This window comes from Tianweitania sp., from assembly GCF_032053605.1.
In the GTDB taxonomy this organism is placed as follows: domain Bacteria; phylum Pseudomonadota; class Alphaproteobacteria; order Rhizobiales; family Rhizobiaceae; genus Tianweitania.
On record NZ_DAMBUH010000057.1, the window covers coordinates 1 to 21,769 of the forward strand.

Below are 21,769 nucleotides of genomic sequence, written 5' to 3' on the forward strand. Positions count from 1 at the left end.
GCGACCAGCCACGGCGGGGCCATAAACGCCGGTGACGCGCAGCGAGGTGGTGGTGAACACCTCGTCCGCCAGTGCCTGCAAGCGGCGCTCGCCGGCAAGCTTTACTTCGCCGTAAAGCGTGTCGGCATGGGGACGGGTGTCTTCGTCCAGCACCTTGCCGGGCGGCTGGGTGCCGTAAACGGCGCGGGTTGACAGGAAGATGGTGCGCGCGACCTTGGCTGCCTTGGCTGCCTTGAAGAGGGCTTCGGTGCCGTTGATATTGCGGACCTTGAAGCCTTCTGGATCATCGCCCTCGCCGCCGCGGAAGTGGCCGGGCAGATGATCGAAGGCGGCATGGATGAAATTGCTGGCGCCGTTGAAGGCCGGCGACCAGTCGATCTCGTCGCCGAGGCTGGCGGTCATGAAGGCGACCGGCCCGACGAAGTCGCCGCGATGCGGCGCATGGCGGCCGATGACGCGCACATGATGCCCCGCCTCGATCAAACCGTTGACGATGAAGCGGCCGACAAAGCCGGTTCCGCCGGAAACAACCGAGATCGGGAATGTCATTGCGCGGTCGAATTCGAGCTCGGATTTGGAAGCATATCGATGTCCGGAATGGCCGCGCCCATGCGGAACGCTTGCCAAAGGTCGATAAGCGGTTTCAGCCGGTCCGCCTTGGGATGGTCGATCTCCCAGGGTTTCTCGTACTGAAAGTGCAACACGGAAATCGCCTTCCAGTTCCACAGATCCGGCATGTTGAACCAGACATATTGCAGCATGTTGTCAAACACCGGCAGACCCTGCCAGCCCGGGAAATAGGTTTCCAGGAAAGTCTGGTCCGTACGGCGCCAGAAGGTGTCGGGTTCATCCAGTCGGGACAACATGGCATCAAAGGTCATGCTGGAGGGTTTCGCGACAAACACGCCGGAATTCAGGCGGTGGAAGTCGCTGAGGCCTTCATACACGTTGGGTGCTGCAGAAAATTCCGGATAGTTGAACAACCGGTCGATGGACCGCAGCACGAGCGTATCGGCATCGAGGAAAACGACGGTCTCGTATTGCGTGAGCTGCCACAGCCGCAGCTTGGCGAAATTATCGAGCGGCGTGTGGAAGCCGGGCTTGCGGCCCTTGGTAAAGGGCGCGTCGCCGTGCAGTTTAGCGCGAGCATGGCGCTCGTTGAAGGCGTCTGAAGTCGGCAGCAGCTCGGCTTGAACCAGCTTGGCGCCTTCGCGCTCAAGCGTCTCCAGATCAGCGCTTGAAACGCCGCCGGTATGGAGGACGACAAGATCGGCTGCGGTGCCGGTGCGCTTCAGGGAGCGCAGCAGGACCCTCGCGCCGAGCGCGTAGTCGGTGTTGGTGACGAGGGTGACGAAGGCATAGCGGGTCATGCGAAAGCTCTACGCTTAGGCAGCAGCAGCAAGCAACTCCTGCGAGAGCTGCGCCCTAGCATCGAGAAACTCGATCCCGACGATATGCCCCTGCGCATCATAATCCAGGACGATCCTCGGGGAGACCTCTTCACTTTCCAGGATCTGCCCATCCGAAAGGCGGATATAGGCTGCGTTCGCAACTGCGTCGTAGCGTAAGGCTGGCGTCATTCTGGCGGCATCGATGGCGTTCTTACCCTCCCCCTTGTGGGGAAGGTCGATCCGCGAAGTGGATCGGGTGTGAGCGTTGCGTTCGCCATCATACCCCCACCCGGCTCACTGCGTTCACCACCCTCCCCACAAGGGGGAGGGTAAAACGCTCAACTCACGCTTTTCAGGCGCTTGCCTTCCGGGTCATGTTCCAGCGTCGGCGCGATGTCCTTTGTCCAGGCCGACACCGCCGGGATGCGGCTGCGGTCGACGCGGTAGGCATACTTCTTGGCGACATCCATGACTTCCGACAGGAGGCCGGCTTCCAGCGTGATCGGATTGAGGCCCAGCGCCCGGAACTGGTCGTTCTTGACCACCAGGTCGTTCTCGGCCGCTTCCTTGCGCGGGTTCGGCAGATAGGCAACCGTGCCGCCGGCGATGCGGGCAACCAGTTCGGCGAGATCGCGCACGCGGTGCGTTTCGGTCATCTGGTTGAAGATCTTGACCCGGTCGCCGCGCTTCGGCGCATTGTTGAGCGCCAGTTCGATGCAGCGCACGGAATCCTGGATGTGGATGAACGCGCGGGTCTGCCCGCCGACGCCATGAACGGTCAGCGGATAGCCGATCGCCGCCTGGATCAGGAAGCGGTTCAGCACCGTGCCGTAATCGCCATCATAATCGAAGCGGTTGACCAGCTGATCGTGCCGGCGCGTTTGCTCCGTATGCGTGCCCCAGACGATGCCCTGATGCAGGTCGGTGATCCGCACGCCGTCATTCTTGGCGTAGAACTGGAACAGCTGCTGATCCAGGCACTTGGTCATGTGGTAGATCGAGCCGGGATTGGAGGGGTACAGGATCTCCTGGCTGACCGTTTCGCCCGACATGGTCTCGATGCCGACCGGCAGATAGCCTTCGGGAATCGCGGCACCAACGGTGGAATAGCCGTAAACGCCCATCGTGCCGAGATGAACGAGATGGGCGTCGAGCCCGATCTCTACCATGGCGTTTAGCAGGTTATGCGTGGCGTTGACGTTGTTGTTGACCGTGTAGTTCTTGTGCCGGTCCGACTTCATGGAATAGGGCGCGGCGCGCTGCTCGGCGAAATGCACGATCGCGTCCGGCCTGTTTTCGGCCAGCCAGCTTTTCAGCACTTCATAATCGCGCGCGAGATCGATGAGGTGGAAATGGATGCGGCGACCGGTTTCCTGATGCCAGATGCGTGTGCGTTCCTGGATCGAATCCATCGGCGTCAGCGACTGGACGCCGAGCTCCGTGTCGATCCAGCGGCGCGACAGATTGTCGAGGATGTGGATCTCATGGCCCTGCTCCGAAAGGTGCAGCGAAGTGGGCCAGCCGACGAAACCATCACCACCCAGAACGGCAATCTTCATCGATTCGATCCTTGTGTCTTTTTAAACCAGCGATCCCTTAGCCGGTTTTTGTGACAGGATCACGTTCTAGCATGCGTTTCTACGAATCCACGCCGGGATAACCCGCATTTTTCAGGATCTTGGCGAGATGCGCAGCATTCGACACCAGCATGTCGATGGTCTGCTGCACCTTTTCCGGCGGTGACTTGAACTCCTTGTATTCCTTGGAGCCCATGGCTTCGCCGACCCAGTAAGCGCCGGCATTGGCGGGGATGGTGAAGCCGACATCGGCATGAACATGGTGCGCGCCGTCTTCATTGCCGACGACGGCAACCACGGCTACTTTGCCGGCTGCCGGCATCCGGCCCCGGTCGTCGGTTTCTTCCAGAAAGGCGTCCATGCGTTCCATCACGCGTTTGGCGACCGAAGAGGGTTGGCCGAGCCAGATCGGCATTGCCAGAACGAAGATGTCTGCGTCGAGGATCTTCTGGCGCAGAGGCGGCCATTGATCGCCTTCACCCATGTCGCTTTCCACACCCGGCTTAATGTCGTGGTCGAGCGCGCGTTCGACCTCACAGGACACGCCGACCTTCTCGAAGGCCTTGAAGAGGTCCGAGACGAGCTTCTCGGTGGAAGAGCTTTCCTCGTTTGACGAGGCCTTGAGCGAACAGTTGAGGGCGAAGGCTTTCAGGCTGGCCATGAAGACGCTCCTTGGGTTGCAGGTGCCTCCCCAACGGCTGCAAGGCGAGTTTGTTTCTTGCCGACAGTGCCGACGCCTTTCTGTCAGCAGGACCACGCTGCCGCACAGGTGGACGCCGGACCCTCTTCCCCTTCAAGGGGACTCTCACCATATTGTCGGCATGGCCAATTCACCGTCTCTCAAAGCGCCTTCGGGTCCGAAGAAGCGCGGCAATCCGCTGACCGACTTTCTTGATGCGTCCGAACCGCTGCATCGCGGGCGAGCGCCGGACGACACGATCGATGCCGCCGAAGGGCCGGTCGATGCCGCCGACGATGCCGCGCGCGACGGTTTCGGCGAAGCACCGCAGATGGAGCTGACGGGCACGCCGTTGAGCGGATCGATCAGCGACTGGGCTGCTCAGATCGAGAAGGAGGCGGAGAACGCGGAGCGTGAGGCTTCTGCTGCACCCCCACCCCGTACCCCTCCCCTCAAGGGGGAGGGGAAATCGGAGAGCGAGACGCTTGATGTAGACGTCACACAGGGAAGCGCGGCAGTGACGTCACCCTCCCCCTTGAGGGGAGGGATAGAGGGTGGGGGTAACGACGTCTCCACAAACTCCTTCCCTGCGTCGCGCGCCGCCTCTCCCGTCAAGGGTGGAAGTAAGGCGGCCAAGAAAGTCCCCGAGCGCTCGTCGGCAGCGACTAAGTCGGCGCGTGGCACCTCCATGGGTGGCGCGGCGACGCCGAAGGAGCGTGCGGCGGCGGGGCTCAATCCCGTTGCCGGCATGGATATCAGCCTCGAAGACGCGTCGTCGCTGAATTCATCCGGCGTGACCGCCACGGTGGCGGCCCTGTCGGCGCTGATCGAGAGTGGCAATCCCCTGCATAAGAACGGTGTGCTGTGGACGCCGCACCGCCCCCATCGGCCGGAAAAATCCGAAGGCGGCATCACGCTGAAGATGCAGACCGAGTTCAAGCCGTCGGGCGACCAGCCGACGGCGATCAAGGATCTCGTGGAAGGCGTGCAGCAGAACGACCGCACGCAGGTGCTGCTCGGCGTCACCGGCTCTGGCAAGACCTTCACCATGGCCAAGGTGATCGCCGAAACGCAGCGCCCCGCGCTGATCCTCGCGCCCAACAAGACGCTGGCGGCGCAGCTCTACGGCGAGTTCAAGAAGTTCTTCCCGGAGAACGCCGTCGAGTATTTCGTTTCCTACTACGACTACTACCAGCCCGAAGCCTATGTGCCGCGCACCGACACCTTCATCGAGAAGGAGTCGTCGATCAACGAACAGATCGACCGCATGCGCCATTCCGCGACGCGCTCGCTGCTGGAGCGCGACGATGTGGTGATCGTCGCGTCGGTGTCCTGCATCTACGGTATCGGCTCCGTCGAAACCTATACGGCCATGACGTTTCAGATGACGATCGGCGATCGCCTGGACCAGCGGCAATTGCTCGCCGACCTCGTGGCGCAGCAATACAAGCGGCAGGACATCAACTTCGTGCGCGGCTCATTCCGCGTGCGCGGCGATACGATCGAGATCTTTCCGGCCCACTTGGAAGACCGCGCTTGGCGCATCTCCTTGTTCGGCGACGAGATCGAAAGCATCATGGAATTCGACCCGCTCACCGGCAAGAAGACCGGTGAGCTGAAGTCGGTCAAGATCTACGCCAACTCGCACTATGTGACGCCGCGCCCGACGCTGAACCAGGCGATCAAGTCGATCAAGGAAGAGCTGCAGGGCCGCCTTGTCGAGCTGGAGCGTGCCGGCCGTTTGCTGGAAGCGCAGCGGCTGGAACAGCGCACGCGGTTCGATCTGGAAATGCTGGAAGCGACCGGTTCCTGCGCCGGCATCGAGAACTATTCGCGCTATCTCACCGGCCGCCAGCCGGGCGATCCGCCGCCGACCTTGTTCGAATACATCCCGGATAATGCGCTGGTGTTCATCGACGAGAGCCATGTGACCGTGCCGCAGATCGGCGGCATGTATCGCGGCGACTTCAGGCGCAAAGCGACGCTGGCCGAATACGGCTTCCGCCTGCCCTCGTGCATGGACAACCGTCCGCTGCGCTTCGAGGAATGGGACGCGATGCGGCCACTTTCGGTTGCGGTTTCGGCAACGCCTGGCGGCTGGGAGATGGAAGAGTCCGGCGGCGTGTTCGCCGAGCAAGTGATCCGTCCCACCGGTCTGATCGATCCGCCGGTCGAGGTTCGCCCCGCCAAGGCGCAGGTCGACGATGTCCTGGGCGAAATCCGCGAAACAACGGCTGCCGGCTATCGCACGCTCTGCACCGTGCTGACCAAGCGCATGGCGGAGGACCTGACGGAGTATCTGCATGAGCAGGGTATCCGCGTGCGCTACATGCATTCCGACATCGACACGCTGGAGCGCATCGAGATTTTGCGCGACCTTCGGCTCGGGGCCTTTGACGTGCTGGTCGGCATCAACCTGCTGCGCGAAGGTCTCGATATTCCCGAATGCGGCTTCGTCGCGATCCTCGATGCCGACAAGGAAGGCTTCCTGCGCTCCGAAACGTCGCTGATCCAGACCATCGGCCGTGCGGCGCGCAACGTGGACGGCAAGGTCATCCTCTATGCCGACCAGATCACCGGCTCGATGACGCGGGCGATGGAGGAAACCAACCGCCGCCGCGAAAAGCAGCTGGCCTATAATGCCGAGCACGGCATCACGCCGGAAAGCGTGAAGTCCAACATCGCCGATATTCTGGACTCGGTTTACGAGCGTGATCATGTGCGCGCAGAAATCCCTGGCGCGAAGGAAAAGGGCGGCTCCAACAACCTCGTCGGCAACAATCTCAAGGCGCATCTCGATCATCTCGAGAAGGAAATGCGCAACGCCGCGGCCGATCTCGACTTCGAAAAGGCCGCGCGCATCCGCGACGAGATCAAGCGCCTGCGCGAAGCCGAACTTGCCATCTCGGACGATCCGCTCGCGCGTACGGTGGAATATGAAAGCCCGGCTTCGGGCCGCGAAAAGGGCAAGCACAACAAGGGCCGGGCGCTGCATCGCACCGTGGACGAGGAAACCGGCAAGTCGCTGTTTGCCAAACCCGACCTCGACAATATGGGTCCTGGAACAGACACAGCGACCCCGGCCGGCGCCGTGTCGCGTTCGCTGTTCCGCAAGAACTCGCTGGACGAGATGACGGTGAGGCGCACCGAGAAGCCGGTGGAAGGCACCAAGCCGGAAAAGCCGGTGCCGGGCAGCGCCGACGATGTTCGCCCCCTGATCCGCGCCAAGATTGGCGTCGGTTCCTATGAAGACCCGACCGATGTCGCCAAGCAGAAGCGCCGCAAGTCCAAGACGGGACGTCCGGGGCGGTGAAGGTAAGTCTGCCGCTTGGCCTTGCAGCCGCGATCCTCACTGCCCTCTCCTTCCCCGCACTAGCGCAAGTCAAGGCGACGGAGCGGGTGAAGACCTATGCGGTTTCGGGTTCTACCGGCCATGAACTCTATGAATCCATCGGCGCGAACGGCCCACGGATTGGTGGTATGGGCGTGGTTGGGACAATCGCTCACACCAACTTCGATTTGAAATGGCGGCGCAATTATCAGCGTGAGGGTAATGGTTGCCGGCTGGTGTCGGCGGTTCCGTTTCTGACTATTACCTACACCGTACCGAAAGCGAAGGACGCGCTTCCAGCAGGCACAGCTAAGCTTTGGAAGACCTTTAGCGCCGGCATTCTCGCTCATGAAAAGATGCATGGGCGGCAGATCAGGACCATGGCGGATCGGATCTACAAGGAAACGGTGGGTTTCTTCCAGGCGGACGATCCGGAGTGTCGGATGATCCGCGAGGCGATCCAGCCTTTGTTGGCGGCGGCCTCAAGCGATCAGCGGCACGAGGCCAGTGAGTTCGACCGGGTGGAGATGAGCGATGGCGGCAATGTCCATCAGCTGATCCTCAACCTGGTGAATGGCGGTCGCTGAACCCGCTCATTCCTCGGGTTCGGTGGTGAACAGGAGCGGATAGCCGGCATTCCGCCCGGCATCGGTGGCGCGCGTTGCCTTGGTTTCAGCCACGTCCTTGGTGAACACGGCGACCACGCACACGCCCTTACGATGAGCGGTCATCATGATCTGGTTGGCCGTGTCGGCGTTGACGCGGAATTCCGCCTTGAGGACCGCGGTCACGAACTCTCGTGGCGTGAAGTCGTCATTGATCAGAATGACCTTGTGCAGCTTCGGCCGCTCGGTTTTTGGCCGCACCTTGGTGACGGGCGGAGTATCGATCTCGCTCATGGCCGATCAGCCTTCTCGATCTTAAACGAAAACACGACGGCGCCGGCAAACAAGTGCCACTGCGAACCGACGTCTTTCCTTGATGATGAACGTTGCAAGCCAAGTCGCAACGTGCCCTTATTATAGTGGCTCCACGCCTTGGCGCCAACAGGCAGAAGCATCAGTCGTCTTGACTGCGGCTCCGAGCGGAGCGTTGCGGATCAAGCAACTACAAAGCGCAAATTACCCAGTTCATTCGGCTCCCGTTCAAGCAATCGCCCTTGATTTCGATCAAAGGTTAAGCGGTCTCAAGTACTTATAAGCGGCATCGGCTTTAGACTTTAGGTTGCACCTCTTGCCGGGCTTTTTCTTCCATGCGATAAATGTGCACGTTTAGGCATTTGCCGTTCAGGGACGCATGAAACCGTCGTCCACCCGGCACTGACTATTTGAAACCCGCAGCAATGTGGGGAGGAAGGCCGGCCGAGGCGCAACCAAGGCCGGTTACGACAAAGCTTGGGACAAGGAGTTATCCCTTCATGGCGCAGACTGGTACTGTGAAGTTCTTCAACGCAACGAAGGGCTTCGGCTTCATTACACCCGACGATGGCGCCAAGGATGTGTTCGTGCACATTTCAGCCGTTGAACGTTCAGGCATGCACACGCTGACCGACGGACAAAAGATCAGCTTCGAAGTCGAGCCCGATCGCATGGGCAAGGGCCCAAAGGCGGTTAACCTCCGCCCCGCGTGACCTCGGCTTCAGCCGATGGGGCGATCGCTGATCGCGCACATGAAAATGAGTGCGGGGGTCGTTTCCCCGCGCTTGATCATCGCCCCCTTATCATGACGTAAGCGGAAGCTTTTTCTTGCCGAGGCGGCTGAAATCGGCCAACACTAAGGCGCGGTGCCGCCTTGAGCCTTGTGACGGATGATCCTGCTCGCGCCGGCGCTGACCGGGCGCATGCGTTCCGGCTGATCCACGGAACGAGGGAAGAGCAGATGGCACAAAGCGGAACTGTAAAATTCTTCAACGAAGACAAGGGCTTCGGCTTCATCACGCCGGATGATGGCGGCAAGGATGTGTTTGTGCACATTTCCGCCGTTCAGTCTTCCGGTCTGCCCGGCCTGCAGGATGGCCAGAAGGTGCGCTTCGACACAGAGCCGGACAAGCGCGGCAAAGGTCCCAAGGCGGTCAATCTCCAGATCGGCTGAACGCAGCGCTTCAGCACCATCTAATGGGCGGGAACCTGCCTATTCAGCGCGCGTTCAGATAGCGCGCGCTAGAGCGTTGTTTCAAGCTGGTAATGTTCTTGGAGACCGGCGCAGGAGATCTGAAATGAAGCGCTTCCTGAAGTCCTTAGTTTTGTCGGCCGCCGTTGCCGCAACCACTCTGACGGCCTTTTCGAGCGCGCAAGCGGATGACCGCTGGCGCTATCGTGACGGCTATCGTCATCACCATTCCCACCGCGGCAGCGACGCGGCCGTAGCCGGCATCGCCGGTCTGGCTGTCGGTGCCCTGGTTGGCGGTGCGTTGGCACAGCCGCGCGAGCGGATCATCGTCGATGATGGCTACTACCCGGCCCCGCCCCCGCGCCGCGTTTATGCGCAGCCGCGCTACGTTCAGTCCCGTCCGCAAGTCGTTTATAGCGGCGGCGGATACGGCATCGAGCCGTGGTCGCGTGACTGGTACCGTTACTGCTCGGACCGTTATCGCAGCTTCAATCCGTCGACCGGCACCTTTGTCGGCTATGACGGTGTGAGCCGCTTCTGCGAAGCCAACTGATTTCGCAGTTTCATTCAATGAAAACGCCGCGGTTCACACCGCGGCGTTTTTGTTTGTGGGTGCTCGGTTCGTTAGGCGGCGCCCGTCAGGAACGGGTTGGTGCGGCGCTCTTCGCCAAAATGTCCGCCCGGACCATGGCCGCAGATGAAGCCGACTTCGTCACCAAGCGGCAGCAGCTTGGTCTTGATGGAGTGGATCAGGGCGGCATGATCGCCGCCCGGCAGATCGGTGCGCCCGATCGAGCCGTTGAACAACACATCGCCGACATGGGCGAAGGCGGCGGCGCGATTGTAATAGACGACATGGCCGGGCGCATGACCCGGGCAATGCAGCACCTCGAACACGTAGTCGCCGAATGACACCGTCTCGCCTTCGGTGAGGAAGCGGTCCGGCGTACAGTTGCGCACGCTCTCCGCCACACCAAAACGCTGCGCCTGCATCTCGATATTTTCGAGCAAAGGCCGATCTGCCTCATGCGGGCCGATCAAAGGCACGCCAAGCAGCTCCTTCAACTCCATCGCGCCGCCGGCATGGTCGATATGGCCGTGGGTGAGCCACAGCGCTTCGACCTGGATGCCATATTGCTTGAGCGCCGCCTGGATACGTGGCACGTCGCCGCCCGGATCGACGACTACGCCGACCTTCGTTTCGGCATCGAACAGGATGGTGCAGTTCTGCTGGAAAGCCGTAACCGGCACGATCGCTGCGTTGAGTTGGCCCATGCGTGACCTCCCTGATGTCTAGTCCGGCATAGGCTGGTTCCGGCGAGCGAACAAGCGCAGCCCTCGCAATGCACAAGACCTCTTGCACTTCGCGACATCAGATTGTAACGATATAACGTTATGTTACACCGTAACGATCCGCATTTCTGTTCAACCGCGAGGTTTCTTCATGCACAACACCCTTATCCAGCGCGCTGCCGCGCTCGCTCTGTCTTCGACGCTGCTGTTCACCGGCGCGGTCTTCGCAGCCGATAAAGCGGCGCCGGAAACCGCCCAAAGCCAGGAACACGCGCACGGCCATCATCATCCGCAAACCGAAGAGGAAAAGAAGATCTATGCCGGCATCTTTGAGGACGATCAGGTTAAGCCGCGCTTGCTGTCCGACTGGGAAGGCCACTGGCAGTCGGTTTATCCCTACCTGACCGATGGCACGTTGGACCCGGTCATGGCCAAGAAGGCCGAAAAAGGTGACAAGACCGCTGCGGAATACAAGGAAGAGTACGAGGTCGGATACAAGACCGATGTCGACTGGATCAGCATCGAAGGCGATCAGGTGACCTTCTACAAGCAGCGCCAGCCGTCCAAGGCGACCTATGCCAGCGACGGGTTGGAGATCCTGACCTACCCCAAGGGCAATCGCGGCGTTCGCTTCATCTTCAAGAAGATATCAGGCGATGATGCGGCGCCGGATTATTTCCAATTCAGTGACCACACGATCGCGCCGCAAAAGGCAGGGCATTTCCATCTCTATTTCGGGGATGATCGCGCAGCGCTGCTGAAGGAGATCACGAACTTCCCGACCTATTATCCCTTCGCGCTGAACAAGGATGAGATCGTCGAGGAAATGCTGGCGCACTAAAAAAGCGCCCTGCCCGAACGCATTGCGGCCTCCGACATCTGCCGGAGGCCGCAATGATGATGACGCAGCCTGCCGCTTATTCGGCGGCGATCTGCTTCGGCGTCACTTCTGCCGTGTAGTCGTTCATCAGCTGCTCGCTGATCTTACCCGGCGTGAAGCGGAACTCGCCGATCTCCGACACTGGCGTCACTTCTGCGGCCGTCCCGGTGAGGAAGCATTCGCTGAAGCTCGACAGTTCTTCCGGCTGAATAGCGCGTTCGTTCACCGTGATGCCGCGACGCTTGGCGAGTTCGATCACCGTCTGGCGCGTGATGCCGTTCAGGAAGCAATCGGCGTCCGGCGTATGCAACTGGCCGTCCTTCACGAAGAACACGTTGGCGCCGGTGGCTTCGGCAACCTGGCCGCGCCAATCAAGCATCAGCGCATCGGCATAGCCCTTGGCTTCCGCGGCATGTTTCGACAGCGTGCAGATCATGTAAAGGCCGGCGGCCTTGGCGCGCGACGGTGCTGTGCGCGGATCCGGACGGCGATACTCAGCCATGTCCAGGCGGATGCCCTTCAGCTTCTGCTCGGGGTTGAAATAAGACGGCCACTGCCAGATCGCGATCGCGCAATTGATGCGGTTGTTCTGAGCGGAAACGCCCATCGACTCGGATCCGCGCCATGCCACCGGACGCACATAAGCGTCGGTGAAGCCCTGCTTGCGCAGCAGTTCGCGGCAGGCGTCGTTGATCACCTCATGCGAATACGGAATGGTGAAGCCGAGGATCTCGGCGGAATCATGCAAGCGCTTGGTGTGCTCTGCGAGCTTGAAGATCTCGCCGCCATAAGCGCGTTCGCCTTCAAACACCGAGCTTGCATAATGAAGGCCATGGGTGAGCACGTGAACCTTGGCATCCGCCCACTTCACGAACTCGCCGTTCATCCAGATAAAGCCGTCCAACTGATCGAATGGGACCGATGCCATGGTAATCTCCCTAGGAGCGCTTGTTATAGTTGACGAAATCCCGTTTGTAGCGAGATCTTATCGCGTCCAGTCTGTTTAAAGGTGGGCAACGATGAGGCAATCAATGATGTTGCGGGAAAAACGTCCTGACGCTGTTTTTCGTTCGCGTATCGTCGATTTGCTGGCAGAAAATTACCATGGTTCGGGATTATGTCAACAAGGCTGACATAAACTTCAGGAGCACGTTTTAGACAATGCCCGATACAAGCGCCCGCAGGATCGATCCCGCAGAGGAGACTGCACCGAATTCCGAGGCGCCCGAGATCGATTTCGATCTCATCGAACTGTTCTTCTTCGCGTATCGCGACTTCACCTCGGACCCCGACCACATGCTGGACGAGCTGGGTTTCGGGCGGGCGCATCACCGCATCCTGCACTTCATCAACCGCCGGCCGGGATTGACCGTGGCCGAGCTTCTGGACGTACTGCAGATCACCAAGCAGAGCCTGGCGCGGGTACTGAAGCAGCTGATCGACACCGGCCATGTCATGCAGGTGCAGGGTCCGCGCGACCGCAGGCAGCGCGAGTTGCATCTGACGGCGAAGGGTCGTGCACTGGCGCTGGCGCTGGCTGCGCCACAGTCCCGCCGTATCAGCCGGGCATTGGCCGACCTCAAGCCGGAAGACCGTTCAACCGTCGAACACTTCCTGAAGGAAATGGTGAATCGCGAATTCAGGCAGCAGGTGGATAATCTCGGGCACCACGAGCCTGAGTCGGCTGAGGAACAATCATGACCGAACCCGCCCCTATCCCTGATGACGACGCGCCGCACATTCTGGTGGTGGACGACGACACGCGCATCCGCACGCTGTTGAAAAAGTTCCTTGGCCAGAACGCCTTTCGCGTCACCATGGCCGCCAGTGCGGCCGACGCGCGCAGGCTGCTTGCCGGGCTCGACTTCGACCTCATCATCCTCGACGTGATGATGCCCGGCGAAACCGGCGTCGAACTCACCCGTGCGCTGCGCGAAGAAAAGCAGGTGCCGATCCTGATGCTGACGGCCTTGTCGGAAACCGACAACCGCATCGAAGGCCTGGAAGCCGGCGCCGACGATTATCTGCCGAAGCCGTTCGATCCGCGCGAACTGCTTCTGCGCATCAGCAACATCCTGCGCCGCGGTGCGCAGCCCACGACGCCCAAGGTTGAGCAGATCGTGTTCGGCCCCTACACGTTCCAGATCGCACGTCGTGAGCTGAAGCGCGCCGGCGAGCCGCTGAAACTGACCGATCGCGAACAGGACATTCTTGTCATGTTTGCGCAGCGTGCCGGCGAAACCATCCCACGCCACGAACTCGTCGGCAACGACACGGAGGTCGGCGAGCGCACCATCGACGTCCAGATCAACCGCCTGCGCCGCAAGATCGAGCGCGATCCGTCCAACCCAGTCTGGCTGCAAACCGTGCGCGGCATCGGCTACCGGCTGAGCGTGGAATAAAGCGCGCGGCTTTGTGCGGGCGTTCCTGATGCGCTAGAACACGGCCTGAGAAACCGAAACGATCGGCGATGGCCTTCATCTTCCCTTTGAACAAGGACAGGTTGAAAATCCCTAAGCTGCGGCTGCGCAAGCTGCGCTTACTGCCGGCAGAGCATCCGCTTGCCATCCGCTGGAACCGGTTCTGGCGGCAGGTTTCGCATATGATGCCAAAGCGCATCTATGCGCGCTCGCTGATCATCGTGATTGCGCCGATGATCCTGCTGCAATCGGTGGTCGCCTTCGTGTTCATGGAGCGGCACTGGCAGACGGTGACCGTGCGCCTGTCGGAAGCTGTGGTGCGCGACATCGCGGCCATCATCGACATGACCGACACGCTTGCCCCCAACGGTGATTACAGCCAGATCGTGCGGATCGCGCAGGAGCGGCTCGGGCTGCGTGTCGACATTCTGCCGCCTGATCCCCTGCCCGCGCCGGGACCGAAACCGTTCTTCTCGATCCTCGATGAAGCGCTGTCGAGCGAAATCACCAAGCAGATCAACCGGCCGTTCTGGATCGACACGGTCGGGAACTCCAACATCGTGGAAATCCGCGTTCAGTTGGGTGATGGCGTGCTGCGCGTGTTTGCGCGCCGCAACCAGGCCTATGCCTCGAACACCCACATCTTCCTGCTCTGGATGGTGGGCACGTCCCTTGTGCTGATCACGATTGCGGTTCTGTTCCTGCGCAACCAGATGCGGCCGATCCTGGCGCTAGCGGAAGCGGCGGAAAGCTTCGGCAAGGGTCGTCCGAACCTTGAATACCGCCCGCGGCCGAGGAAGTGCGGCGCGCAGGCATGGCGTTCATCCAGATGCGCGAGCGCATCGAGCGGCAGATCGAACAGCGCACGATGATGCTGAGCGGTGTGAGCCACGATCTGCGCACCATCCTGACCCGCTTCCGGCTGCAGCTGGCACTGATGCCGCCTGTCGAGGAAAAGGAAGCCATGGACGAGGACATCGACGACATGCAGTCGATGATCGAAGGCTATATGGCGTTTGCGCGCGGCGAAGGCGCGGAGAGTTCCGGTGTGCTCGACCTCCAGGCTTATTTCGACAAGCTTGGCGAAGAAGCGCGTTTGCGCGATCGCGCGCTGAATACCAAGCTGTCAGGCAGTCCGCTGGTGAAGGTGAGGCCGAACGATTTTCAGCGGCTCCTGTCGAACCTGATCGGCAATGCCTTCCGCTATGCCAACAAGGTCGAGGTGCAGGCCGTTCACACGAAGGGGACGCTGATCGTCACCGTCGATGATGATGGGCCGGGCGTGCCGGAGGATCGTCGGGTCGACGTGTTCAAGCCCTTTTTCCGGCTGGACGAAGCGCGCAATCTCGACAAGTCGGGAACCGGCCTCGGCCTGTCGATCGCGCGCGACATTGCACGGTCGCATGGCGGCGATGTTACTCTCGGCGACAGTCCGATGGGCGGTTTACGCGCGACGATCCGGGTGCCGGCCTGACGGACGAGCACTTGTTTAATCAGGGGTAGCGAGGGGGAGCTGCATGCCGTTGAAGAGTGATGAAAACGAACCGCTGGTCGAGATGCTGTTTCGCAACGGCACGCTGACCGTCAGCGGCATTCTTCTGTCTTTCTCACTGACTTTCGTGACGCAGTGGGCGCACAATCCCATTCCCTGGGAGCTGGAAGATCTGCCGACGCTGCTGCTTCTGGGCGTCGGCATCGTGCTTCAGTTCATGTCGATGATGACCCTGCTGCGTCACGATTCCCTGCGCAGGCGCGTTTATGATCGCGCCAGCCGCTTGTTCCTCCTGGGCATCGGCACGACCACGGCCGGTGTCTTGTCGGCCATCGTGATCGACTTCATCCAACTGCTGGTGACGGGCTCGACGGCAGGGGCGGTTGCAGCGCCGGTGTGACGTTGGCTGCTAGAACAGCTTGCCGCCGTTTGGCACCGTGCGCTCGACGGTGGTGAGAACGACCTCGCCTTCCTCGTCCGGCATGCCGAGCGTGAGGACTTCCGACATGAACTTGCCGATCTGGCGCGGGGGGAAGTTGACGACGGCCAGCACCTGGCGGCCGATCAGCGTTTCGGGCTCGTAGTATTTGGTGATCTGCGCCGAGGACTTCTTTGTCCCGATCGGGTCACCGAAGTCGATCGTGATCTTGATCGCAGGCTTGCGCGCTTCCGGATAGGGCTCGGCCGACACGATCGTGCCGACGCGGATGTCGACCTTTTCGAAGTCGCCGAAGGTGATCTCCGGCAAACGCTCCTTCCCTGCCGACATCAGGCGTTGCCTGCAGTATCGAAAAGGACGCCGGCCAGCGCATCCTTGGCAGAACTGTTCGACCACACAACGAAGCTGAAGGCCTGGTAGTAGCATTCGCAGGCTTCGAGCGCGCTGGTGAGCAGAACTTCAACCTGCTGGATGTTGGGCTCGGCGCCGCCGCACAGAAGCAGCGACTGGCGGAACATGATCGCGCCTTCCTGTTCCCACAGGTCGAAATGGCCGAACAGCAGCTGTTCGTTGATGAGCGATAGCAGGCGCAGAACCTCGAAGGTACGCGCTTCCGGCACCTTCAGATCGAAGGCGCAGGCAAGGTGAAGGGCTTCGAAATCCTCCATCCAGGAAAAGGAGACATGGTAATCGGTCCAGCTGCCGGCAACGGAGATCGCAATCTCGTCATCGCCCGTGCGCTCGAAGGCCCAATCATTGGTGTGCGCGACCTGCTCGATGACGTCGACCGGATGGGAGTCGCGTGCGAGGTCCGCTGTTTGCAGATTCATTAGACGTCCTGTTTCTCGGGCTGGGGGCGCTAAAACACCCCGCCGCATAATCGGCTTACGCAACACGCGAAACGGTACGCTGGATGGGTCGAGAGAGGCTGCAACACTGCCACTATCCGACCGGTCACTTGAGCGAGGCTGGATGCACCTTTCCGAGCGCTTCCATGCTGCCGTCTAACCTTCCCTGCTGCTGACCCCGTTCCGAATCATGCAGCAGATTCAGTGTATTGATCGGGAGTCGCGCCACCAGCCTCTTTTTGATTGAGCCCCAAGACAGGTGTGGAAACAAAAAAGAGGCCGCATCGCTGCGACCTCTTAAGGGATTCTGCCGAAAGCACTTTCTCAAGCCGAGGGGTTGTGGACAACCCCAGCGAGGAAAAGCTGGATCAGCCGACGTTAGGCTCGGTTCCGAGCGTCACCGGACCAGAGTCGGACGCGGTGTCAGACGCGGACGTCGACGAAGCGAACTTCGCTTCCAGCGCATCGAGTCGCGCCGACAGGGCTTCGTTCTCGGCGCGCGCCTTGATCGCCATGTCGCGCATGGCCTCGAATTCCTCTCGCTTCACGATGTCCATGGAGTTCAGCATGCGTTCTGCTTGGGCGCGAACGGCCGTTTCCACCTCGCGGCGCACACCCTGTGCAGCGCCCGCAGCATCGGTCATCAGCTTGGCGAAATCGTCGAAGATGCGGTTCGGTCCGGTGGTGGTCATAACAGGATCTCCAGTGTTGGTTTCGAAGTAGGACCCGCTCCGACCGATTGCAAGACTAATGCGGGGGTGCTGCGCTTGACCGCATGCCGGGGCCTCTGCATGGTCGCCCGCGAATCTGCGGAAACTCCTTGTGATGCCCATTAGCCTTTCGGCACTTGCCTTCCCCAACATCGATCCTGTGGCGATCAATCTTGGGCCTGTGCCCATCCATTGGTACGGGATTGGCTATGTCGTCAGCATCCTGCTGGGATGGTGGGTTTCCAAGCGTCTTGTGAGCCAGCCAAGCCTTTGGCGCAACAACACGCCGCCCTTGAAAGGCGAGGATCTCGACGACTTCCTGATGTGGGCAGCCCTGGGCATCGTGCTGGGCGGACGGCTCGGCTACATCCTGTTCTACGACCTGCCCATCTATCTCGCCGACCCCTCGCAGATCGTGGCGGTGTGGCACGGCGGCATGTCGTTTCATGGCGGTCTGCTCGGCGTCGTGCTGGCGATCATCGTCTTTACGCGCAAGCGAAACATTCCGCTGTTCGGGCTGATCGACACGATGGCGGCCGTAGCGCCCATCGGCATCGGCATCGTGCGCATCGCCAACTTCATCAACCAGGAACTCTGGGGCAAGCCGACCGACGTGCCTTGGGCGGTGATCTTTCCGGCTGCCGGCCCTGAACCGCGCCATCCCAGCCAGCTCTATGAAGCAGCACTGGAAGGGCTCGTGCTGTTCCTCGTGCTGTGGGTGCTGATCCATGTTTTCCGAAAGCTGAAGTCGCCCGGCTTCATCGGCGGCGCCTTTATCACCGGCTACGGCATCAGCCGCATCATTGTGGAATTTTACCGCGTGCCCGATGCGCAGCTCGGCTACCAGCTCGGCACCGACTGGATCACGCGCGGCATGATCCTGTCCTTGCCGATGGTGCTGATTGGCGTAATCGCAATGATCTGGGCAAGCCGGGTTTCGCGCCTGAAATGAGCGCCCTGACGGAGCGTCTGCGGGCGCTGATTGCCACGAACGGGCCGATTTCAGTATCCGACTACATGGCGCTTTGTTTGTTCGATCCGGAACACGGTTATTACACGACGCGCGAACCGTTCGGGCAGGCCGGCGACTTCACGACCGCGCCCGAAATCAGTCAGATGTTCGGCGAGTTGATCGGCGCCTGGGTGCTGGCGACGTGGCAGGCGTTGGGCGCGCCTTCAGCCGTGACGCTGGCCGAAATTGGGCCGGGACGCGGCACGCTGATGAAGGACATGCTGCGCACGCTGCGCCGCCTTCAGCCAGCTTTTCTCGATAACGCGACAATCGCACTGGTTGAGACTAGCCCCCGTTTGCGCGCAATGCAGCATGAGACGCTTTCGGCCTTCGACCTGCCGCTCCGTTGGCATGACGACGTTGCAGAACTACCGAAGCGGCCTTTGATCTTGATCGGCAACGAACTGTTCGACGCCGTGCCGATCCGGCAATATGTGAAAGTTGAAAGCGCGTGGCGCGAGCGGCTGGTTGCGCTGGACGCGCATGACGATCTGACCTTCGTTGCCGGACCGGGCATGCCGGATGCGGCACTGTTGCCGAGTGATGCGATGCAGGCACCGGACGCATCAATCGTAGAACTTGCACCGGCCCGCAGCGCCATCATGGCCGCCATCGCCGCCCATCTGGCGGCCCATGGCGGCGCTGGTCTGTTTCTTGACTATGGCTACCTCGCGCCGGCGATCGGCGACACGCTGCAGGCGCTGCGCAAGCATGCCTTCGCCGATGTTCTGGCGGAACCGGGGGAAGCAGATCTTACCGCGCATGTGGATTTTGCCGCACTGGCCGGCGTTGCTGAAACGGCCGGACTGAAGGCACATCTGACTACGCAGGGCGACTTCCTCCTGGCGCTCGGACTTCTTCAACGCGCCGGCCAACTTGGCGCATCACTGGATGAAGCGGGGCAGCAAGCGATCCGTGATGCAGTGGAGCGGTTGGCCGGGCCCGACCAGATGGGCACGCTGTTCAAGGTGCTGGCCATCACCCCGCGCGGACTTGCGCCGGCAGGCTTCGGGCGCTAGGGGCACAGCCCCGTTGACTTAGGGCTTCCTCTGCCGCACGATTCCAGCAGCCCTGCTTCACCCCGGATAAGCCGGCCACGCATTCCAATCATCCAAGCGACCCTCATGATGCCAGTTGAAACCCGGCCGGAGCAGATCCGGTCTGCCTTGCTCGACGCAGCCACAGGCTCTGCGATCCGCCACGGCTTCTTCACGCGTGTCGGCGGCGTGTCGAAAGGGATCTACGAGGGGCTTAATATCGGCCTTGGCTCGGACGACGATCAGGATGCCGTACGCGAAAACCGCCGCCGCCTTGCCGCCTGGTTCGACCGCGAGGAGGACAAGCTGGTCAGTCCGCACCAGATCCATTCACCCGAAGCGATCATCGTCGAAGGTCCGTTCGAAGGTACCCGCCCGAAGGCCGACGCCGTGGTAACCGCGACGCCCGGCGTGTTGATCGCCATCGCCACCGCCGATTGCGGGCCGATCCTTTACGCCGACGCGCAGGCCGGCGTAATTGGTGCCGCCCATGCCGGCTGGAAGGGCGCGCTGACCGGCGTGCTGGAAGACACGATCGTCAAAATGGAATCGCTGGGCGCAAGCCGCGAGCGGATCACTGCCGTGCTTGGGCCGTCGATCAGCGCGGCCAATTACGAGGTTGGGCCGGAGTTTGTGGCGCGCTTTGTCGATGCCGACCCGGAAAACGTACGTTATTTTGGCGCTTCGCCCAATCCCGGCCATGCGCTGTTTGATCTGAACACCTACACGGTCGATCGTTTGCGCCGCGCCGGCGTGCGGGCCGAGGCGCTATACCGCTGCACCTATGCCGAGGAAGAGCTGTTCTTCTCCTACCGGCGCACAACACATCGCGGCGAGCCTGATTATGGCCGCCAGATATCCGCAATCATGCTGGAGCAACGTTGATGGCCCTTCATTTCGAAAAGAGCGAATATGATGCGCGGCGCGACCGGCTCTTGGCCGAAATGGCGACCGCCAAGATCGATGCGCTGCTGATCTTTGCGCAGGAAAGCATGTATTGGCTGACGGGCTTCGACACGTTCGGCTACTGCTTCTTCCAGTGCCTGGTGTTGAAGGCCGATGGCTCGATGGTGCTTCTGACGCGCTCGGCCGATCTGCGGCAGGCGCGCCATACCTCCACCATCGACAACATCACGCTCTGGACCGATCGGGCGGGGTCCGACCCGACGCTCGACCTGCGCAACCTCCTCAACGATCTCGATTTGCTCGGCGCGCAGATCGGCGTGGAATATGACACGCACGGCCTGACCGGCTTCAACGGCCGCCGTTTGGACGAGCAGCTGCAGACCTTCGGCAAGATCCTCGACGCTTCCGCGATCATCCCGCGCCTGCGGCAGGTGAAAAGCCTGGCCGAGATCAAGAAGGCCGAACGCGCCGCCGAGCTAAGCGACGATGCGCTCGATGCCGCCCTGCCGCTGATCAAGGCCGGTGCCGATGAAGGTGCGATTTTGGCCGCCATGCAGGGCGCGATCTTCACCGGCGGCGGCGATTACCCAGCCAACGAATTCATCATCGGCTCGGGTGCCGACGCGCTTTTGTGCCGCTACAAGGCCGGGCGCCGCACGCTGTCGGCGCAGGACCAGCTGACGCTGGAATGGGCCGGCGTTTTCCACCACTATCATGCGCCGATGATGCGCACGGTTCTGGTCGGCGAAGCGACCGCGCGTCATCAGGAGCTGTTTGAAGCGGCGGAAGACGCGCTGCTGGCCGTGGAAGAAGCGATGATCCCCGGCAACACGTTTGGCGATGTGTTCGACGCCCATTCCAAGGTCATGGAAGCGCATGAGCTGACCCGCCATCGTTTGAACGCATGCGGTTACTCGGTCGGTGCGCGCTTCAGCCCGTCATGGATGGACATGCCGATGTTCTATCAGGCCAATCCAGAGCCGATCGTGCCGGATATGACGCTGTTCGCGCATATGATCATCATGGATTCCGACACCAACACGGCCATGACGCTGGGGCGCACCTACCTCACGACCGACTCGGCACCCCGCTCGCTGTCGCGCCACGGGCTCGACCTCATCATCAGGAGCTAAGAGCGGCTTAACCATCTTGCGCACCGAACCCGACGCTCTTCCATCAGGAAGTGTTTAGGTAAGGACTCCGCCCCTATCCTCTTCGCAACGGAAGGGGACCCATGGTCAACAGCCGAAACATAGCCGCACTGGTTCTGGCCCTCACGACGATGGCCGGCTGCAGCATGTCGGATCATCCGATCCCGCCGCTGGATGTTGGGTCGAGCGGTTCAGTGCTCAGCATGAACGAGCAAGGCGGCGGCTCCGATTATGACCGTGCCGATGCAGCGCCGCTACGCGAGCAGGCGTATCCCCGCGATGACGGCTCCGTATCACGCGTGCGCGTGCCGCCGGCCCATGTTGGCGGCGGCGGCGGTTCCTTCCGCAGCGATGATAACGGGCGCGACGTCGCTTACGCCGATGACGGCGATCAATCCTACGACGAGCGCCATCGTGGCGGAGCGCGCACGCTGGAAGCCCAGGCAGCAAGGCTCGAGCCGCCGCGCTCAGCTGCACACGAACCCTTGGCACCC

Annotated in this window: 25 protein-coding genes and 1 pseudogene; 15 read left to right on the forward strand and 11 right to left on the reverse strand. The window is 61.3% G+C overall.

The features are described 5' to 3' along the window. The 5 genes from RTX98_RS13160 to RTX98_RS13180 all read right to left on the reverse strand — a co-directional run. Window positions 1-549, reverse strand: a 549-nt coding sequence (locus RTX98_RS13160; RefSeq protein WP_312797113.1) for an NAD(P)-dependent oxidoreductase, incomplete at its 3' end; no start/stop codon positions are given. Further along, the gene (locus tag RTX98_RS13165; RefSeq protein ID WP_312797115.1) at window positions 546-1,370 is read right to left on the reverse strand and encodes a glycosyltransferase; all 825 of its coding nucleotides are present in this window, start codon (window positions 1,368-1,370) and stop codon (window positions 546-548) included. The genes RTX98_RS13160 and RTX98_RS13165, both read right to left, overlap by 4 nt. A gap of 15 nt (window positions 1,371-1,385) precedes the next feature. Next, a complete protein-coding gene (locus RTX98_RS13170) occupies window positions 1,386-1,580 on the reverse strand; it encodes a DUF2283 domain-containing protein (protein WP_312797117.1) in 195 nt (64 codons plus the stop codon). Window positions 1,581-1,729: 149 nt separating this feature from the next. Next, complete coding sequence (locus tag RTX98_RS13175) at window positions 1,730-2,950, reverse strand: NAD-dependent epimerase/dehydratase family protein (RefSeq protein ID WP_312797118.1); 1,221 nt, start codon at window positions 2,948-2,950, stop codon at window positions 1,730-1,732. 79 nt (window positions 2,951-3,029) lie between these two features. Further along, on the reverse strand, window positions 3,030-3,629 hold the full coding sequence (locus tag RTX98_RS13180; RefSeq protein ID WP_312797119.1) for a flavodoxin family protein: 600 nt from the start codon (window positions 3,627-3,629) through the stop codon (window positions 3,030-3,032). Between the two features lie 160 nt (window positions 3,630-3,789). Between RTX98_RS13180 and uvrB the strand changes: the two genes are divergently transcribed. After that, a complete protein-coding gene (gene uvrB / locus RTX98_RS13185) occupies window positions 3,790-6,960 on the forward strand; it encodes an excinuclease ABC subunit UvrB (RefSeq protein WP_416223124.1) in 3,171 nt (1,056 codons plus the stop codon). 86 nt (window positions 6,961-7,046) lie between these two features. After that, the gene (locus RTX98_RS13190) at window positions 7,047-7,565 is read left to right on the forward strand and encodes a DUF922 domain-containing Zn-dependent protease (protein WP_312797121.1); all 519 of its coding nucleotides are present in this window, start codon (window positions 7,047-7,049) and stop codon (window positions 7,563-7,565) included. A 6-nt stretch (window positions 7,566-7,571) separates the two neighbouring features. On the opposite strand, the gene clpS is transcribed toward RTX98_RS13190, so the two are convergent. Beyond that, the gene (clpS, locus tag RTX98_RS13195) at window positions 7,572-7,877 is read right to left on the reverse strand and encodes an ATP-dependent Clp protease adapter ClpS (protein WP_189502823.1); all 306 of its coding nucleotides are present in this window, start codon (window positions 7,875-7,877) and stop codon (window positions 7,572-7,574) included. A 518-nt stretch (window positions 7,878-8,395) separates the two neighbouring features. On the opposite strand from clpS, the gene RTX98_RS13200 reads away from it, so the two are divergent. The 3 genes from RTX98_RS13200 to RTX98_RS13210 all read left to right on the forward strand — a co-directional run bounded on the left by RTX98_RS13200 (window position 8,396) and on the right by RTX98_RS13210 (window position 9,640). Continuing rightward, window positions 8,396-8,608, forward strand: coding sequence for a cold-shock protein (locus tag RTX98_RS13200; protein WP_189502824.1), 213 nt, complete (start codon window positions 8,396-8,398; stop codon window positions 8,606-8,608). A gap of 248 nt (window positions 8,609-8,856) precedes the next feature. Next, a complete protein-coding gene (locus tag RTX98_RS13205; protein ID WP_189503290.1) occupies window positions 8,857-9,069 on the forward strand; it encodes a cold-shock protein in 213 nt (70 codons plus the stop codon). Between the two features lie 124 nt (window positions 9,070-9,193). After that, window positions 9,194-9,640, forward strand: a complete 447-nt coding sequence (locus RTX98_RS13210) for a BA14K family protein (protein ID WP_312797124.1) — start codon at window positions 9,194-9,196, stop codon at window positions 9,638-9,640. Between the two features lie 71 nt (window positions 9,641-9,711). On the opposite strand, the gene RTX98_RS13215 is transcribed toward RTX98_RS13210, so the two are convergent. Then, on the reverse strand, window positions 9,712-10,362 hold the full coding sequence (locus RTX98_RS13215) for an MBL fold metallo-hydrolase (RefSeq protein WP_312797126.1): 651 nt from the start codon (window positions 10,360-10,362) through the stop codon (window positions 9,712-9,714). Window positions 10,363-10,531: 169 nt separating this feature from the next. On the opposite strand from RTX98_RS13215, the gene RTX98_RS13220 reads away from it, so the two are divergent. After that, a complete protein-coding gene (locus tag RTX98_RS13220) occupies window positions 10,532-11,221 on the forward strand; it encodes a metal-binding protein ZinT (RefSeq protein WP_312797127.1) in 690 nt (229 codons plus the stop codon). Between the two features lie 76 nt (window positions 11,222-11,297). On the opposite strand, the gene RTX98_RS13225 is transcribed toward RTX98_RS13220, so the two are convergent. Next, a complete protein-coding gene (locus RTX98_RS13225; RefSeq protein WP_312797129.1) occupies window positions 11,298-12,188 on the reverse strand; it encodes a branched-chain amino acid aminotransferase in 891 nt (296 codons plus the stop codon). Window positions 12,189-12,421: 233 nt separating this feature from the next. On the opposite strand from RTX98_RS13225, the gene RTX98_RS13230 reads away from it, so the two are divergent. The 4 genes and pseudogenes from RTX98_RS13230 (at window position 12,422) to RTX98_RS13245 (ending at window position 15,572) form a co-directional block, all read left to right on the forward strand. Then, window positions 12,422-12,961 (forward strand): MarR family transcriptional regulator, encoded by a 540-nt coding sequence (locus RTX98_RS13230; protein WP_312797131.1) that lies wholly within the window; start codon window positions 12,422-12,424, stop codon window positions 12,959-12,961. Then, window positions 12,958-13,662 (forward strand): response regulator, encoded by a 705-nt coding sequence (locus RTX98_RS13235; RefSeq protein WP_189502830.1) that lies wholly within the window; start codon window positions 12,958-12,960, stop codon window positions 13,660-13,662. Before RTX98_RS13230 ends, RTX98_RS13235 begins: the two co-directional genes overlap by 4 nt. A gap of 200 nt (window positions 13,663-13,862) precedes the next feature. Then, a pseudogene (locus RTX98_RS13240) lies at window positions 13,863-15,154 on the forward strand (ATP-binding protein). A gap of 43 nt (window positions 15,155-15,197) precedes the next feature. Continuing rightward, window positions 15,198-15,572 (forward strand): hypothetical protein, encoded by a 375-nt coding sequence (locus RTX98_RS13245; protein ID WP_189502832.1) that lies wholly within the window; start codon window positions 15,198-15,200, stop codon window positions 15,570-15,572. Window positions 15,573-15,581: 9 nt separating this feature from the next. On the opposite strand, the gene RTX98_RS13250 is transcribed toward RTX98_RS13245, so the two are convergent. The 3 genes from RTX98_RS13250 to RTX98_RS13260 form a co-directional block, all read right to left on the reverse strand. Then, complete coding sequence (locus RTX98_RS13250; protein ID WP_312797134.1) at window positions 15,582-15,941, reverse strand: tRNA-binding protein; 360 nt, start codon at window positions 15,939-15,941, stop codon at window positions 15,582-15,584. After that, on the reverse strand, window positions 15,941-16,441 hold the full coding sequence (locus tag RTX98_RS13255; protein ID WP_312797135.1) for a YbjN domain-containing protein: 501 nt from the start codon (window positions 16,439-16,441) through the stop codon (window positions 15,941-15,943). Before RTX98_RS13255 ends, RTX98_RS13250 begins: the two co-directional genes overlap by 1 nt. A gap of 386 nt (window positions 16,442-16,827) precedes the next feature. Then, the gene (locus RTX98_RS13260; RefSeq protein WP_312797136.1) at window positions 16,828-17,151 is read right to left on the reverse strand and encodes an accessory factor UbiK family protein; all 324 of its coding nucleotides are present in this window, start codon (window positions 17,149-17,151) and stop codon (window positions 16,828-16,830) included. A gap of 133 nt (window positions 17,152-17,284) precedes the next feature. On the opposite strand from RTX98_RS13260, the gene lgt reads away from it, so the two are divergent. From lgt to RTX98_RS13285, 5 genes are all read left to right on the forward strand, one after another. Then, window positions 17,285-18,121, forward strand: coding sequence for a prolipoprotein diacylglyceryl transferase (gene lgt, locus RTX98_RS13265; protein WP_312797137.1), 837 nt, complete (start codon window positions 17,285-17,287; stop codon window positions 18,119-18,121). Continuing rightward, window positions 18,118-19,200: a class I SAM-dependent methyltransferase gene (locus tag RTX98_RS13270; RefSeq protein ID WP_312797138.1), complete on the forward strand. Its 1,083-nt coding sequence runs from the start codon at window positions 18,118-18,120 to the stop codon at window positions 19,198-19,200. Before lgt ends, RTX98_RS13270 begins: the two co-directional genes overlap by 4 nt. A 105-nt stretch (window positions 19,201-19,305) precedes the next feature. Beyond that, complete coding sequence (gene pgeF, locus RTX98_RS13275; RefSeq protein WP_416223125.1) at window positions 19,306-20,103, forward strand: peptidoglycan editing factor PgeF; 798 nt, start codon at window positions 19,306-19,308, stop codon at window positions 20,101-20,103. Next, entirely contained in the window at window positions 20,103-21,257 is a 1,155-nt protein-coding gene (locus RTX98_RS13280) for a Xaa-Pro peptidase family protein (protein ID WP_312797139.1), read from the forward strand. The genes pgeF and RTX98_RS13280 overlap by 1 nt, the downstream gene beginning before the upstream one ends. A gap of 101 nt (window positions 21,258-21,358) precedes the next feature. Next, a partial coding sequence (locus RTX98_RS13285) for a hypothetical protein (protein ID WP_312797140.1) occupies window positions 21,359-21,769 on the forward strand: 411 nt, incomplete at its 3' end.